The sequence below is a fragment of the Methanococcoides mangrovi genome, assembly GCF_052057775.1.
Taxonomy (GTDB): Archaea; Halobacteriota; Methanosarcinia; order Methanosarcinales; family Methanosarcinaceae; genus Methanococcoides.
Genome location: NZ_CP195121.1, coordinates 1,416,859 through 1,431,474 on the forward strand (window position 1 = coordinate 1,416,859; position 14,616 = coordinate 1,431,474).

General features: G+C 44.8%; 14 protein-coding genes and 1 tRNA gene. 3 read left to right on the plus strand and 12 right to left on the minus strand.

Annotation, left to right across the window (positions count from 1 at the left end):
* Positions 1-680: 680 nt before the first annotated feature.
* The 4 genes from ACR3I3_RS07235 to ACR3I3_RS07250 all read right to left on the minus strand — a co-directional run bounded on the left by ACR3I3_RS07235 (position 681) and on the right by ACR3I3_RS07250 (position 3,982).
* Positions 681-754, minus strand: a tRNA-Val gene (locus ACR3I3_RS07235).
* Positions 755-1,194: 440 nt separating this feature from the next.
* Positions 1,195-1,650: a DUF3887 domain-containing protein gene (locus tag ACR3I3_RS07240; RefSeq protein ID WP_440951594.1), complete on the minus strand. Its 456-nt coding sequence runs from the start codon at positions 1,648-1,650 to the stop codon at positions 1,195-1,197.
* 9 nt (positions 1,651-1,659) lie between these two features.
* On the minus strand, positions 1,660-3,438 hold the full coding sequence (locus tag ACR3I3_RS07245; protein WP_440951595.1) for a sensor histidine kinase: 1,779 nt from the start codon (positions 3,436-3,438) through the stop codon (positions 1,660-1,662).
* Positions 3,439-3,469: 31 nt separating this feature from the next.
* A complete protein-coding gene (locus tag ACR3I3_RS07250; RefSeq protein WP_440951596.1) occupies positions 3,470-3,982 on the minus strand; it encodes a response regulator in 513 nt (170 codons plus the stop codon).
* Between the two features lie 151 nt (positions 3,983-4,133).
* Between ACR3I3_RS07250 and ACR3I3_RS07255 the strand changes: the two genes are divergently transcribed.
* The gene (locus tag ACR3I3_RS07255; protein WP_440951597.1) at positions 4,134-4,415 is read left to right on the plus strand and encodes a MarR family transcriptional regulator; all 282 of its coding nucleotides are present in this window, start codon (positions 4,134-4,136) and stop codon (positions 4,413-4,415) included.
* A 96-nt stretch (positions 4,416-4,511) separates the two neighbouring features.
* On the opposite strand, the gene ACR3I3_RS07260 is transcribed toward ACR3I3_RS07255, so the two are convergent.
* The 6 genes from ACR3I3_RS07260 to thiC form a co-directional block, all read right to left on the minus strand.
* A complete protein-coding gene (locus ACR3I3_RS07260; RefSeq protein WP_440951598.1) occupies positions 4,512-5,300 on the minus strand; it encodes a sensor domain-containing protein in 789 nt (262 codons plus the stop codon).
* A 56-nt stretch (positions 5,301-5,356) separates the two neighbouring features.
* A complete protein-coding gene (locus tag ACR3I3_RS07265) occupies positions 5,357-5,602 on the minus strand; it encodes a PLDc N-terminal domain-containing protein (RefSeq protein ID WP_440951599.1) in 246 nt (81 codons plus the stop codon).
* A gap of 51 nt (positions 5,603-5,653) precedes the next feature.
* The gene (locus ACR3I3_RS07270) at positions 5,654-6,868 is read right to left on the minus strand and encodes an ABC transporter permease (RefSeq protein WP_440953768.1); all 1,215 of its coding nucleotides are present in this window, start codon (positions 6,866-6,868) and stop codon (positions 5,654-5,656) included.
* A 5-nt stretch (positions 6,869-6,873) separates the two neighbouring features.
* The gene (locus ACR3I3_RS07275) at positions 6,874-8,118 is read right to left on the minus strand and encodes a COG1361 S-layer family protein (RefSeq protein WP_440951600.1); all 1,245 of its coding nucleotides are present in this window, start codon (positions 8,116-8,118) and stop codon (positions 6,874-6,876) included.
* A gap of 10 nt (positions 8,119-8,128) precedes the next feature.
* A complete protein-coding gene (locus ACR3I3_RS07280; RefSeq protein WP_440951601.1) occupies positions 8,129-8,836 on the minus strand; it encodes an ABC transporter ATP-binding protein in 708 nt (235 codons plus the stop codon).
* A gap of 355 nt (positions 8,837-9,191) precedes the next feature.
* Positions 9,192-10,481, minus strand: coding sequence for a phosphomethylpyrimidine synthase ThiC (gene thiC, locus ACR3I3_RS07285; protein WP_440951602.1), 1,290 nt, complete (start codon positions 10,479-10,481; stop codon positions 9,192-9,194).
* 157 nt (positions 10,482-10,638) lie between these two features.
* On the opposite strand from thiC, the gene ACR3I3_RS07290 reads away from it, so the two are divergent.
* Positions 10,639-11,127 carry a universal stress protein gene (locus tag ACR3I3_RS07290; RefSeq protein ID WP_440951603.1) on the plus strand — a complete coding sequence of 163 codons (489 nt, stop codon included), beginning with the start codon at positions 10,639-10,641 and terminating at the stop codon, positions 11,125-11,127.
* A 118-nt stretch (positions 11,128-11,245) separates the two neighbouring features.
* On the opposite strand, the gene ACR3I3_RS07295 is transcribed toward ACR3I3_RS07290, so the two are convergent.
* Positions 11,246-11,452, minus strand: coding sequence for a hypothetical protein (locus ACR3I3_RS07295; RefSeq protein ID WP_440951604.1), 207 nt, complete (start codon positions 11,450-11,452; stop codon positions 11,246-11,248).
* A 168-nt stretch (positions 11,453-11,620) separates the two neighbouring features.
* Here ACR3I3_RS07295 and ACR3I3_RS07300 point away from each other — a divergent pair, with 168 nt between their 5' ends.
* The gene (locus tag ACR3I3_RS07300; protein WP_440951605.1) at positions 11,621-13,978 is read left to right on the plus strand and encodes a DNA topoisomerase I; all 2,358 of its coding nucleotides are present in this window, start codon (positions 11,621-11,623) and stop codon (positions 13,976-13,978) included.
* 46 nt (positions 13,979-14,024) lie between these two features.
* Here ACR3I3_RS07300 and ACR3I3_RS07305 read toward each other — a convergent pair whose 3' ends face one another.
* Positions 14,025-14,558 (minus strand): nitroreductase family protein, encoded by a 534-nt coding sequence (locus ACR3I3_RS07305; protein ID WP_440951606.1) that lies wholly within the window; start codon positions 14,556-14,558, stop codon positions 14,025-14,027.
* Positions 14,559-14,616 lie beyond the last annotated feature (58 nt).

A 14,616-nucleotide genomic window follows, 5' to 3' on the forward strand; every position in this document is an offset into this window, starting at 1 on the left:
CGGATTGTAGAGCAACAGCATGGCTATGAAATACCTACTTATTTACAGAATGCTAGGAACTCTTCCGTCAAATTTTCAGCATTCCTGCTACTGATACAATCCTTCCTCGCTGCATCTTAATTATGCAGGGTTTATGAAGGTAAAATGCGGTTGAGAATTTTCCAACCGAAAGGACGGCCGCACAAAAACCAAAAGGAAAGCGCGACGGCCCCAAAACCCCTCACTATACGGCTCGCAGAATCCCATATATATAAAGTTTTTGTATAAAATCAATGCCTTGTAAAACTATTAAAAATAATAACGTGTTACGAAAGATATATATGTCAATGCGCACAATTTAATAGTTGTACAACTATTGTACCTTTCACCATATTGGGGCGCTAAGTAATGAAATCAATAGGTAAATTCAAAATTATAAAACATAAACCAAAAGCAAATGTTGTGTATCCAATGATAAGATTGCCGCAGTCGTACGCAAGCATTGCTGGCGAGATTGCACACGTTTTTGAAACAGAATACAACGGAAAACCTTTGTTTTTGATTTCATTAGACGAAGACTTCGATGAAAACACAGTTGTACAACCAAATACTCATTCATCCCTCGAAACCCGCCTAGCTTCGCTGGAGCAGAGGCTCTCTCAACTAGAAAAACCGCAATCAAGCGCATCAGAAAAGTCAGATGGGCCCGGGGAGATTCGAACACCCGACCTCCGCCGTGTGAAGGCGACGTCATGACCAGCTAGACCACGAGCCCATTTTAATTTGTTTGATCTGAAAAATTGAACGTCATTCAATTTTCAGGTGCTACTGAACCAATAGATGTGTTTGATTGGCTATAAGCTTAACGGCATTTTCTTTATGACTCATAGCAACTAGATATATATATCACAAAACCTGTCTATTTATAGAAAGGTTTATGTATTATTCGCTCCTTTACTGAATTGTACATTGGCAGAGAACTTTGAGTAGTTTCTTGAACAACTGATGAGTCACTACCCTTAAACACACACAAACACCACACACTCCCTTCCAACTCGAAGTTCTCTTCTGATTACTTCTTTTTTCTCTTTTTTAATTTTAATACGGAGCTTGTTGCGTTCACTTGTGTTTTTAGATTAATAAGAAAAAGAAAAAAAAGATGCAAGATAGAGCAAAATGATCCTTTAAAAAGGTCGAATGACTCTGGTGTTCAATTTATCTTTCCAGAGCCATGCGTTTTTGCAATTGTGATGATTCCAGCCAGATCCCTTTGAGCTCTACTTCTCCGCCAGAATTAACGAATATAAGCCTCAGGATCACATCATCGGTCTGCTTCTCGAAATTGGTCTTGTATATGACAACAGTGTGTTTCTCACCGGCATTGATCTCCAGCAGTTCCTTTGATGTATAATTGCCAAGTTCATCGTTAACGATGTTTGCGGATTTGAGGAATACTTCTTCTGTAAATGCTTTTTTCATTGTCGGGTCAAGATCTGCGGAGAATCTGGTATAATTCTTCTCATTGATTGCCTGGAGTGCATTCTCTGCAATTGGGTCCGCATATCCTTCAATATCGGCATTGAAGCTCTCTTCATCTATGGAAGTGCATCCGCTAAGGATGATCACCGCTAAAATGATGAGGCCTGATAATGCTTTGATCTTTAATTTCATGTCTCTCACTTAAATCTGCTCTATCTCTGTGAAGTCTTCTTCCTTTAGTTCTTTTGGTAATCTGAATGTGAATGTACTGCCCTTTCCGGTCTCACTTTCCACGGATATGCTTCCGCCCTGTCCGTCGATGATGCCCTTGATGATGGCAAGTCCAAGGCCGGTACCTCCTGCCTTTCTCGTGGCTGTGCTGTCCACCTGGTAGAACTTGTCGAATATCTTCTCACGCTTCTCAGGTGGTATTCCGATACCATTATCCTTCACTTTTGCCTCAAGGTAGTTTCCGGTGTCTGCTACGCTGACCTGTACTTCTCCGTCATGTGGTGTGAACTTGATCGCATTCGTCAGGAGGTTCACAAAGACTCTGATAAGTTTGTCCTTGTCGGTCCTGATCGTAAGTCTCTCTTCCGGACATTCTACTTTGATATTGATTGCTTTATCCTTCGACTGCTTCTCAACTGTCTGGAGGGAAGTTTCAATGATCTCCCTGACATTTACATCTTCAGGATTGAACTTCATCCTGCCGGATTCGATCCTTGAGATGTCCAGCAGGTCATCCACCATCCTTGACTGGCGGTCGATATTCCTTATGATGAGGGCAAGCATCTCTTCTTTGACTTCCTGATCGCATTCAGTTTCCTTCAGGAATTCGCTGGAGGTCTTCATTGCGGTCAGTGGTGTCTTCAGTTCATGTGATACCATTGACACGAAGTCGTTCTTGAGCCTGTCAAGCTCTTTCAGCTTCCGGTTTGCATTTTGCAGGTACTCGTTCGATCTCTCCAGTTCTGATGTCTTGCTTTTCACTTCGTCCTCAAGTGTCTTGTTCCAGGAGAACAGGATCAGCGCGATGAATGATCCTATGAAGAGGATGAATGCAACAGAGATCATTGCGAAAAGTCCCTGTTTCACGTATATTGACTGTACCAGGGATTCCACATACCAGAGGGGTGTAACAACACCTACGGACCATTGCTGGTTCTTCCATATCACGGGTTCGTAGGATATGATCTTCTTTTCCAGGAATCCATTCTCGTTCCTTTCCGAGAAAGTACCGCTACCCGAAAGTCCTTCGGTCTGCCTGCCGATTATCTCAAAGCGGCTGACATCCGGTTCGTTCACAATGTCGAAATAGTTCTTTCCGATAAGGTCTGTTTCAACACTGTCGTACAGGAGTCTTGCATCATCGTTGATCAGGTAGATATATCCTGCCGGATTTTCCGTTTTTATTGTCTCCTCCGCGATCTCATCGATCTCGATGACCGCTATAAAGGCACCCTCAAAGTCATCCTTGCCGACATATACAGGTACCCAGACATAGATCGCCAGTTCTTTTTCGAATGTTGTCAGAGGGTCAGTGATGTATGTCTCACCTGTCTGCTGTACTATGTCAAATGCAATGCTTTTTTCATTTTCGTAAAGGTTGTATCCCAGCGGAGTGTTCTCTTCGGGATATCCTGAAACTATTGTTCCGTTCTCATTCACATATTCGATCACGTAGAAACCTTTTGATCTCTTGTATATGTTTTCGAACGTGTTTGTGAAATTATCATCAGGTATCTGGTGGGGTTGTATGGAAAGAACCTCCAGCATGGTGACCTTTTCATTAAGGAAGGTCGTTATGCCGGTGGAGATCTGCTGTGCCTGTGATGTTTGGCCCTGCGTGAATTGGTCTATGAACTGCTCTTCGACCTCTGCATTGGCCCTGATCCCCAAAAAAAGGATCGAGCTGATAAAGAGCATCGTTATGATAAGAACGATAGCTGCATTCCATCTGCTTTTTTTGGCAAACATGAGAGGTCAGCACAATATGTGCGTTATAGTTTTAGTCCTGTGCTCTTCTTAACACTGTTTTGATTCTTGCTTTCAGCTCCTTCAGGTTGAAAGGCTTTGTCACGTAGTCATCTGCGCCAATACTAAGGCCGCCAACCTTGTCATCGATCTCTCCCTTTGCAGTGAGCATTATGACAGGTATGTCCTTGTAAGCCGGATCATCTTTCAGTCGTTTGCATACCTCAAAGCCATCCATGTCTGGCATCATTACATCGAGAAGTATCACGTCAGGGATGTCTGATCTTAACATCTCGAATGCCATAGAGCCGTTCTCTGCAGTGATCACATTATATCCGTCTGCTTCGAGTGCTCTTTTGGTAGCGATGACGGCATCCGGTTCATCATCCACAATAAGGATCATTTCCCTTGTATCTGAAAGGGCTGCTACCCTTTTTGCAACCTCTTCTTCAGGAGCAGAGAGCCTCGCTGCGATCTCTTTTGTGCTAATGTCGGGCTGTTCCTCAAGAAGTTTCAGGATGTCTTTGTCAAGCGTTTCCTTTTTCATATATACCACAACTTTGAAATATGGATAATTATTAAAGGATGATATTATTAAAGCCTTTCTAAATATAAGAAGGTCTCTTCATATTTTGAATTGACCAGCCAATTATTAGAAAGTCTTATAAGTCATAATTGTATATTTTAAGTTGATACTAATGGATGGACTTGAAAAAATATTCGGAAAGACAGCGCAGATAACTGTTCTGAAAAACCTCATTCACCATAAAGGTGAATCTACGTATCTGTCAGGTATTGCGGATGAGACCGGTCTTTCCCACTCAAGTGTTGCAAGGGTCATCGAACCCCTTCTCAATGCGAACATCGTCACAGAGAAACGCCTTGGTAAGCAGATACGCACCTTTAGCTTGAACCTTGATAACGAGCTTACATTACTTATACTTGACTTCTACGATGATCTGGCTAAGATGGAAGTTTGATTATAGTCCGGAATGTATTGGTTTTACTGATCCTTTATGTTCTGCTGATCCGTCTATCTTATAGTTTTAATTTGAGTTCATAATCCTATCGTATCTTTAGTTTTGCTTACCTTTTTCTGGTTCATCCATTGTTCCCGGCAATACGTCTTCTTTGAAGCGGTCTTCGATCTCTTCTTCAGGATCCTCCTCAGCATCATCTTCCAGATCGATATCCTCGATATCCTCTATGTATGTGTAATCACTTTCCCTGGCGCTTGCTGAAGCTGTACTTCCAAGCAGGTTGTAGGCAAGTAATCCGGAAAGCTTTGCGAGCGCGTTCATGATGTGCAGTGAGACAAATCCCAGAAGCAGTCCTCCGGTCATCATAACCAGTGATAATCCTAAAGTTTCTACTTTGAAGAATCCGAAATCAACGTAACCTGTGTTGTAGATAAAAGGCACTGATATCAATACCAGTGTGGATACAAGGAGAGTGAAGAAGACTATCAGTGTAAAGATGCCAAGCGGGAACTTGATAAAGAGGAAGACCAGTCCTTTCCATGTAACCGGGTTGAAGATATATCCTTTCAGTTTCTCTGAGACCTTCTGGTTCGAGATCTTCCTTGGTTCCATCGGTGGTATGTCAATTCCAAGCAGCCAGATGGCAAGCTGCCTCTCAAAGGATGCCAGCTCCCACCATGCCACAAGCATCAAAAGCAGGATGGGGATCCCGATAAGTGTTATTGACAGCCCCAGTCCCATTGAGAGACCGGTCACAAGGAATATGAAATAAGCTGTCCCAAGCGGGAAAGAGAACAACAGGTATGTGAGGTTCAGGTAGGTCTGTTTACGAGTGACCACACCAAAGAAGTCTCTTATCATACTGTTCATTCCTCTTTCTTTCATAGTACCCCATCCTTTACTCTATTCTTTCTATTTTTATTTATATCTTTATTATTTTCTTAATCCATTGCAACTTTCTGTGCGATCCTTTTCGTTATTCTGATGAAGAAATAGATCAACGCTCCGATCAACTGAGCAAATATTATTATAATTACCCATATGAGCTTATCATTACCCTGTGACGGCTCGTTCATTGCACAGTTGACAAGCATCCAGAGCCAGAACAATGTACCTGCTATTGCCAGTACTCCAAATGTCAGGAACAATATTGCGTTTATCTGGAAAAATATCCAGCTGTCAATCATCGCATTCACATCCTATTTTTTTCATTGATCTATAACTTCATCTTCCATTTTTCAATCATGTCTCAATGCATCCACAGGTTTCATCTTCGCAGCTTTGTTAGCAGGGTAGGCACCTGCTATCAGACCGACAATTATGGATACCACGAAACCTGCGAATATCTTCCCTGCTGGAAGGACCACTGGCAGGCTCATGAAGGTGGCAGCACCAAAAGCTCCAGCGCATCCGAGGATGACCCCAAGCACACCTCCGATGGTTCCCACAACAGCAGATTCAACAATGAACATCGTCAGCACATCATAGTTTGAGTAACCGATAGCTTTCATCAGCCCTATCTCAGATGTGCGTTCTGTGACCGTGACCAGCATTATGTTCATGATACCAATAGAACCAACCACCAGTGAGATCAGGGCAACTGCTGTCAGAAGTGCAGTAAGGGCATCTGAAAGGCTTCCGGCCTCTTCGAGTAACTCCTGCTGGTCAACAATGAAGTAGGGTTTCACGTCATCCTTTTCCATATCCCTTGATGATATTCCCAGATATCTTCCAAGGCGTTTGTCGATCTCCTCCGAGGTCTCGCTAACGGTATCTATGGATTCACCTTCTGCGAATATGCCTGAATAATCGTCCACAGAGAGGATCTCGTTCATGGTGCTTATCGGGATGAAAATGCGGTTGTCAGGGTTCATTCCTGTTGAGATCATACTGGCTTCGGATTTTTCCACTATTCCTTTTACCTGGAAGGTCTGCGTAATGATCTCCCCATCTCTTGTCCGGAACGTTATGTCAATTGAGTTCTTATTGGCAAGTGTTCGGTCAAATGTGTCAACGGAGATGTCATTTCCAATGACGGCAACATACTGGTCATTGTCCTTGAGGAAATTTCCTTCACTAAGCCGAAGGTTGGCGACCTCATCATAGTCGCCAGCAACCCCCATGATCGTCACTCTTCTCGAGTCAGACATGTATGTCACCTCAGCAACCTGTTCATTGAGAGGGGAAGCTCTCACAACTCCGGGTGTGTTCCTGACGACCTCCAGTTCATTATCAAAAAGGATATTCGGCTCATTTGTCCCGACATATATGAAGTTCGATCCAATTGTCCCGATCTCCTCATCAAAGTACTGGTTAAAACTTGCACCAATAGCAACATTTGCTATAACTGCAGCTACTCCTATTACAATTCCCAGGGTTGTCAGGGTGGAACGAAGCTTTGAGCTGAATATGCTTCCTGTTGCGATCTCAAGTGACTGCCTGAGGCTGACCATGTCCATCAATCCTGAATTTTGTCCTGTTTCTTCTTCCTGTAGACCAAGAGGCTGGATCCTGCAACGATCACAAGTCCAAATGCAGTGGCTGCAGTTGTGGCGCCGCTTCCATTATTTTCCTCAGTGATCTCAAAGCTGCCGATCTCTTCAGAGATGGAGTGCTCGTTAAAACCGTTCCTGTAGTCTGCTGTCAGTGTAAGTGGCGTAAGTGTTTTTTCATCTGCCACCACTGCTGTGAACTCGATGGTAAAGAGCTCATCAGGTTTCATGGTCCCGACAAAATACTCTGCTGGTGAGAACTTTACTCCTTCTGCTTCAGGCCTGATGCTTACGGATGAGAGTGTATTCGGATGAAGGTTAGCCACATCGAACTGGATCTTGCCTTCTCCGTTGACAAGTGTCATAGGCTTGGAAGGGATCATCTTGAGGGCCGAACTGTCAACAGTGATTGGAACTCTCCAGTTGTTATTGTACGCATGTGAGTTTCCGATAACAGAGAGGTCAAGATAGTATGTTCCGTCCGGAGTATCCTCGGGGGCCTCTATGTTGAATGTCAGTGTGGCCGAATTACCCGGTCCGATGATGCCTGCTTCCTGAACTCCGCTGGTTACAAGGATGCTGGATCCTGAAAGGGAAGCAGACTGGATGCGTGCATTGGTATCGTAGTCCTTGCCTTCGAACGTTATAGTGTTCTGTGTGGCACTGTTGGTGAGTGTAAAACTGATCATCCCTGTATCACTCGGGCTGAAAACTCCCGGATAAGCTTTGACCTCTTCCAGTTCAAGTGTTCCCCTGCTTTCAAATGTCGTAGATCCTACTTTCATCTCAAAAGTGTTCTTTAACCAGGAGCTGTCACTATCGCTTCTGTAGTACACATCAAAAGTAGCGGTTCCAGGCTTCGCATTTTCATCAACGTAAAGGCGGTATTCCTGCACGGATGCACTGCCGGGTGAAAGGATACCGATATTTTTAATAGCGTTGTTTTCGGAATCCAGGGAGAGTGGGTATTCGGGTACCAGCTTGATAGATACATCATCGGATTGTCCTGACCGATAGTTTTCGACCTTTATCCAGACATCAACGTATTGTCCTATCTCTGCCGGATATGGTTCGTACTTCTGCACATCCACATCAAGGCTTGTGACACTGCTTTCCTGTGCAGATACAGGGCTGAGCATACATGTGAGCACCATCAACAGGACCACAAGTGAGGGGAATTCTTTTGTTATCTTCAGGTTACTTCTTTGCATTATGATCACCTTAATTGTTCTCAATATAGCCGTCCTTTACATGGATCGTCCTGTCAGCATATTCAGAGGTCTCAGGGTCGTGAGTGATCATGATTATCGTACTTCCTTTCCTGTGAAGGTCTGAAAAGAGTTGCATGATCTCAACGCTTGTTTTTGAATCAAGATTTCCTGTAGGCTCATCTGCAAGGATTATGGCCGGATCGTTGATCAGTGCCCGTGCAATGGCAACTCTCTGGGATTGTCCTCCTGATAGCTCGGTAGGTTTGTGGTGCATGCGTTCTGAAAGTCCCACGAGATCGAGCAGCTTCCGGGCACGCTTATCCATGTCGGTATTCGGCCGGTGGTTTGCATAGGTTGGCAAAAGAACGTTCTGGAGGGCAGAGAGCCTGGAGACAAGGTTGAAGTTCTGGAAAACGAACCCTATCTCCATTCCCCTGAGCTTTGCCAGTTCGGTATCGGAGATCCTGTTGATGTCCATCCCCATGACCATCACATGTCCGGCAGTGGGCCTGTCAAGACATCCAAGCATGTTCATAAGAGTACTTTTTCCGGAACCCGAAGGTCCCATTATTGCTACGAATTCCCCTTTTTTAATTTTGATGTTTATGTCATGAAGTATGGGAACCTCAACATCTGTCAAGTAGTAGCTCTTTTTCAAACCAATTGTTTCGATAACAGTCTCTTTTTCCTGTTTGTCCTGATCAGCCAGAATGCCCATTGCAACACCTCTCTCTATCTACAAACCCGTCTATATATCGACAAGTCTTGGTATGACTACATTACAATTTAAACTTTCCTATATTTCGACAGGTCTGAGAACCTGGAGTATCTTCAGGTTAATATCAGGAATAAGTTAGAACTCAAAGGGAAATTCCTGGAATGGGTGGATAAGAACAGAACAAAACAGGAATGAAGTGACTATTAAAAAATCAAAAAAAGAAGAAAATAAAAATAAAAATAAAAAGAATAAAAGAAAATAAACAAAAAGAACAAAAAATAAGAAAACCAGTAGCACGAATTCCAGACACAAATCTAAAATAATTAGAATTTTGGCAAAAAGAACGTAAGAAGGATCAATTTTCCTTCTGCCTGCTTTCCTCAAGCGCGCTCTTGACGATCTTCATTGCGCAAAGTTCACCACACATTGAACATGCATCGCTTCCGGTGTATCTGCTTTCCCTGATATTACGTGCCCTTTCAGTGTCAATAGCAGTTGCATACTGTGTATCCCAGTCAAGCTCTGCACGGGCCCTTGCCATCCTTTCGTCTACTGCTCTTGCCCGTTCCTTCTGTCCGTCACGGGTAAGGTCGGCAGCATGAGCTGCTATTCTGGTAACGGTAGCTCCTTCACGAATATCCTCGGCTGTTGGCAGTGCAAGGTGTTCTGCGGGTGTGGTCATACATAGGAAGTCTGCACCGCACATACCGGCAAGTGTGCCGCCGATAGCTCCTGTAATATGGTCATAGCCAGGTGCAATATCAGTGACAAGGGGGCCGAGCAGGTACAGTGGTGCTTCGTGGCAGAGCTCTTTCATCGCTCTTACACTGAGCTCAACCTCATTGAGAGGTACGTGTCCGGGTCCTTCTACAAAAGTCTGTACGTTTGATTGTCTTGCTTTGCTCACAAGTTCTCCGAGAGTTATGAATTCCATGAACTTCGGTCCGTCGGATGCATCATGGATACATCCAGGTCTCATTCCATCACCCAGACTTAATGTAAGGTCATATTCCTTTGCTATCTCTACAAGATAGTCATACTCGGCATAGAATGGATTCTCCTGTTCGTTGTGTATCATCCATGCAAAGGTGAATGAACCGCCACGGCTGACCATGTTCGTGATCCTGTCGCTGTTCTTGAGCCTTTCAATTGCATTGTAGTTGACACCTGCATGTACGGTTACAAAATCAACTCCATCCTCGGCATGTTTGCGTACTGCGTTGAACATGTCATCGGATGTCATATCAACGACCGTCTTGTGGGAAGCCGCAGCCTGGTATATCGGGACGGTGCCTATTGGTACATCCACTGCATCCATGATCCTTGAGCGTATCAGGTCAAGGTCACCACCTGTGGAAAGGTCCATTATCGTGTCAGCACCATATTCTACAGCGACCTTTGCTTTCTCGACTTCGTCATCAATGTCCACAAAGTCCCTGGAGGTTCCTATATTTGCGTTGATCTTCACGCTCATGTATTTCCCGATGCCAAAAGGTCGGGATTTTCCCTTGACGTTCCGGGGGATCGTCACAAGGCCTTTTGCAACACAGGATCTAACCGTATCTGCATCGATGCCTTCCACTTCTGCAACACTTTTGATCTCAGGAGTGATAAGGCCCTTCTTTGCATCTTCCATTAATGTCATTGTTACTCCAAATAGTGATTTTTAGAATGATCGTAGGCGTTCTTAGGAATCAATACAGCAATGATACATATATATGTTTCATAGTCCCTGCATTCCTATCTCTTTTTATGTTTTGGGAAAGTTCATATATCAGTGAGGTCAATATTTATGTATACAGGTGCGCTATGCACGTCTAACAGATCAACAAGGGGGTAATTGTCTGACTGCTAAAGACTATAAGAAGATCCTGATAGCTACTGACGGATCAGAGAACGCTGACACTGCTGTCTTATCGGGTATCGATGTTGCAAAGAAACTTGGTGCAAAGGTATATGCTGTCTGTGTGGTGCCTATTCATCCATCTTCCTCGATGCCTATCGGTTCAAGGATGATGCAATGGGAAGTGCCATTCCAGGTAATGATGGATGAGGCCAAAAAGGCCGTTGAAAGGGTTGCTGATGCCTGCTCTTCATGTGATGTTGAGGTGGAGACAGTGGTACTTGAAGGTCATCCTGCAGAGGAGATCATCAAGTATGCTGAAGAGAATAAGATCGATCTTATTGTAATGGGAAGTCTTGGTAAGACCGGCCTGACAAGATTACTTCTCGGAAGCGTTGCAGAGGAAGTTGTCCGTCACTCTAAAGTGGATGTTATGATCTCAAGATGAGGTCCATTCACTATTTTTTATGATGAGATCGTAAGTCCGGTTGAATATGGAAATGATCACAGGATAGTATGGGCAGCAGGAACTCCCGGTTCCGGCTACCAATATGCTATTATCGGTCTTAATCTTCGACTTCCATCGCATTGATTATATCATTGACAGTAAGTTCCCCTTTGGTTGCCCTTACGATCATTGGATAAATGTAGGAACAATCGTCGATCGCATTCCATCTCTTTTCCCCGACTTTCTGGATTATTTCTTCCATTATCATTTCGCAGTCTTTACAGTATTTACTTTCAGTTTCAACTCCGCAAACAGTGCATTGCATGGTTACCCTCCAATATAATATTGGTATGAACGGTAATGAAGTTTTTGATAAGTTCCTGTGAATACAAACTTTCCATACGACAATTAATGTACTGTTAGTACTATCTTATGTCACACCTTTTTGAGGATCAGTACCGCTACTTGAACATTCTATTTACCCTGGATTCCCATGACCACAGTCGTATTTACTGAGAAGAACAAAGCTGCAGCCCAGATCTCGAACATATTGGCCGGAGGCTCCGCAAAACGAACTATTGTAGATGGAGTTCCTGTCTATGAGTTCCAGAGGAACGGTGTCCTCTGGAAAGTAATGGGACTTGCAGGGCACATCATGGGTTACGATTATCCCGATGAGTTCAATAGCTGGAGGGATGTCGATCCCGCACTGTTGCTGGACACCGATCCTGTAAAAAAGGTGACAAAGGCCCAGTTTGGCAGTGCCATCCTGAAGCTTTCAAAGGACGCAAAACTTATCGTGCTTGCCTGCGATTTTGACAGGGAGGGGGAGAATATCGGCTTTGAGGCCAAGTCCATTGCAGAAAAGGTATCGAACTCGACCATCAGGCGTGCGAGGTTCTCCTCCCTTTCAAAAAGTGAGATCGAAAAGGCCTTTAACGAGCTTGTGGAGCCGGATGAGAACATGGCAATGTCCGCGGAGGCAAGACAGATACTCGATCTGAAGATGGGTGCGGCATTCACCCGCTTTGTAACTCTCTCCGTAAGGGAGCGTGCAAAGACCAAAGGTGTGTTATCTATCGGTCCCTGCCAGACCCCCACATGCGGTTTCGTCTATGAGCGTGAGCTAGCTATACGCAAGTTCGATTCAAAGGACTTCTGGAAGATAGAAGGGATCTTTAACGGAAAAGGAACCGACTTTACAGGAACCCACCGCGGAGGTCACATCTATGAGAAGGAAAAGGCCGAGGCTATATTCAACAGGCTGAAAGATTGCAGGACTGCGGTGGTATCGAAAAAGACAGTCAAGGAGATGACGACAAATCCGCCGTTCCCTCTGAATACCAACGAGTTCCTGAAGCGCTCATCCAAATATCTTGGTGTAAGCCCCGAACAGGCACTGGAGATCGCAGAACAGCTCTATCTTTCCGGTTTTACAAGTTACCCGAGGACAGAAACCAACAAGTATGCTGATGACATGGATTTCAAAAAGATCCTCCAGGGCTTTACAAGAGGCGACTACCAGGACTTTGCCATGCTTCTTCTTTCCCAGGAAAAGATCACTCCACGTAACGGGAAGAAGGACGGTCATGATCACCCACCTATCCATCCGATCAAGGCCGGCTCCCGTGCGGAAGTTGAAAAAGCGGTCAAGATGCCCCGCGCATGGGATGTCTATGATCTTATCGTAAGACACTTCATTGCAAACCTCCTGCCAGAGGCCATCTTTGAGAAGACCCGATTTGAGCTGACGGTGGAGGACGAGCTTTTCGATTCCACGGGTTCTGTCCAGAAGAGCGCCGGCTGGCTAGCAGTATATCCTTTTGAGAAACCTCAGGACAAGCTCCTTCCACTCCTTGAAGAGAAGGACGTTGTTGATGTCAGGAAGATCAACAACATCAAGTCACAGACCACGCCCCCGAAGAGACTTACCGAAGCCGAACTACTGACCCTCATGGACAAGCATGGTATCGGTACCAAGGCAACTGCACCTTCTCATATCGAAACCAACAAGAAACGTGGGTATTTTGAGACAAAGGGGAAGACCATTGCTATAATGGAAACCGGTTTCACTTTGATGGATGCACTTAACAGCTCAGTTCCCATACTTGTCAAACCGGATATCCGTGCCCGGATCGAAGGTCTCATTCAGGAAGTTGAAGATGGTGATAAGAAGTTCCCGCAAGCCCTTGAGGAAGGCACTGTCCTTATCAAGGAGATGTATTCCCAGTTGCTGAAGAACCGAGAACTGATGGTCTCACAGATGGCGGGCACGATAACCGATGAGGCTGTGGCTTCTGACAAGAAGAACCACGTGGGTACATGTCCTGAATGTGGACGTGTGCTTCGCATGGTAAGTACGGACAATGGCCGGTTTGTGGGATGCACCGGATATCCCCAGTGCAAGAACACATACCCTCTCCCAAAAGCAGGGGCACTGGCCGTACAGCGTTCCCGCGAGTGCAAAAAGGATGGCATTGCCGTTATTAAAGTAGGGAATAAGTACTACTGGTCGATCGGGATCGGACCTTGTTTCTCATGCGAGCTGGAAAAGGAATGCTTCCCTCCTGAAGTTATAGGTCCGTGTCCTTCCTGTGATGGCCAGATGTTCCTTATTGCTACAAAGGATTCACGTTTCCTTGGATGTACCAAACGTTGCGGACACACCCAGTCAGTTCCGAAAAAAGGGAGGCTGACTCTGGCAGATAAGATATGTGATGGTTGCGGATGGCACTTTATAAGGATAAAAGAGCAGGGAAAGGATGCAAAGGAGTATTGTGCTAACCGTCAGTGTGAAGCAGCAGCTGCAGCTCGGAAAGAGGCGATCAGGAAGGCCAGGACCAAAGTGTAAATTTAAGATCTTAAATTTAAAGCTTAAAATTAAAATGTGGCAGGTGTCAGTTCTCACCTGTCCACTTCTCACCATACTTTTCGTTGAATGTGATCTCTTCTATAGCTTTTCTTGTCGATGATCGCTCTTTTTCCATCGGCTGGCCGATAGCAAGGACTGCCATGAGCTCAAGACTTTTCGGGACTTCAAGAATTGAATTGACCTGCTCGCTCTTTTTGAGGATCTCGCCAAGCCACACGGCACCAAGTCCAAGCTCTTCGCATGCAAGAAGCATGTTCTGTATGGAAGCCCCGATGGCAAGCACATCCTTGTCGTGATGGTACATGGTCTCCTGATCAAGATAAACTGCTATCAGGAGATTTGCCTGCAGGACTATCTTTGAGTAATGTGTGCAGTCTGCCAGTTCCTTGATGGTATCTTCATCCCGTATGACGATGAACTTCCAGGGCTGGTTATTAAGGCCTGATGGTGCCCACCTGCCACAATCAAGGATGGTGTTGATGTCTTCTTTACTAACAGTCTCCTCCGTGTATTCCCGGATACTTCTTCGTGCAAGTATGGTCTCTATAGTAGCTGACATGTTATCATCAAAAAAAGAATGGTTTTTCAGGACGATTGTCCTGAAAAAACATATTTTT

What these genes read in the sequence shown, in the direction of transcription:
- ACR3I3_RS07295 (WP_440951604.1), bottom strand. Translation starts at nt 11,452, where the DNA reads ATGCAATGCACTGTTTGCGGAGTTGAAACTGAAAGTAAATACTGTAAA.
- ACR3I3_RS07300 (WP_440951605.1), top strand. Translation starts at nt 11,621, where the DNA reads ATGACCACAGTCGTATTTACTGAGAAGAACAAAGCTGCAGCCCAGATC.
- ACR3I3_RS07240 (WP_440951594.1), bottom strand. Translation starts at nt 1,650, where the DNA reads ATGAAATTAAAGATCAAAGCATTATCAGGCCTCATCATTTTAGCGGTG.
- ACR3I3_RS07275 (WP_440951600.1), bottom strand. Translation starts at nt 8,118, where the DNA reads ATGCAAAGAAGTAACCTGAAGATAACAAAAGAATTCCCCTCACTTGTG.
- ACR3I3_RS07255 (WP_440951597.1), top strand. Translation starts at nt 4,134, where the DNA reads ATGGATGGACTTGAAAAAATATTCGGAAAGACAGCGCAGATAACTGTT.
- ACR3I3_RS07305 (WP_440951606.1), bottom strand. Translation starts at nt 14,558, where the DNA reads ATGTCAGCTACTATAGAGACCATACTTGCACGAAGAAGTATCCGGGAA.
- ACR3I3_RS07265 (WP_440951599.1), bottom strand. Translation starts at nt 5,602, where the DNA reads ATGATTGACAGCTGGATATTTTTCCAGATAAACGCAATATTGTTCCTG.
- thiC (WP_440951602.1), bottom strand. Translation starts at nt 10,481, where the DNA reads ATGACATTAATGGAAGATGCAAAGAAGGGCCTTATCACTCCTGAGATC.
- ACR3I3_RS07280 (WP_440951601.1), bottom strand. Translation starts at nt 8,836, where the DNA reads ATGGGCATTCTGGCTGATCAGGACAAACAGGAAAAAGAGACTGTTATC.
- ACR3I3_RS07245 (WP_440951595.1), bottom strand. Translation starts at nt 3,438, where the DNA reads ATGTTTGCCAAAAAAAGCAGATGGAATGCAGCTATCGTTCTTATCATA.
- ACR3I3_RS07250 (WP_440951596.1), bottom strand. Translation starts at nt 3,982, where the DNA reads ATGAAAAAGGAAACGCTTGACAAAGACATCCTGAAACTTCTTGAGGAA.
- ACR3I3_RS07260 (WP_440951598.1), bottom strand. Translation starts at nt 5,300, where the DNA reads ATGAAAGAAAGAGGAATGAACAGTATGATAAGAGACTTCTTTGGTGTG.
- ACR3I3_RS07270 (WP_440953768.1), bottom strand. Translation starts at nt 6,868, where the DNA reads ATGGTCAGCCTCAGGCAGTCACTTGAGATCGCAACAGGAAGCATATTC.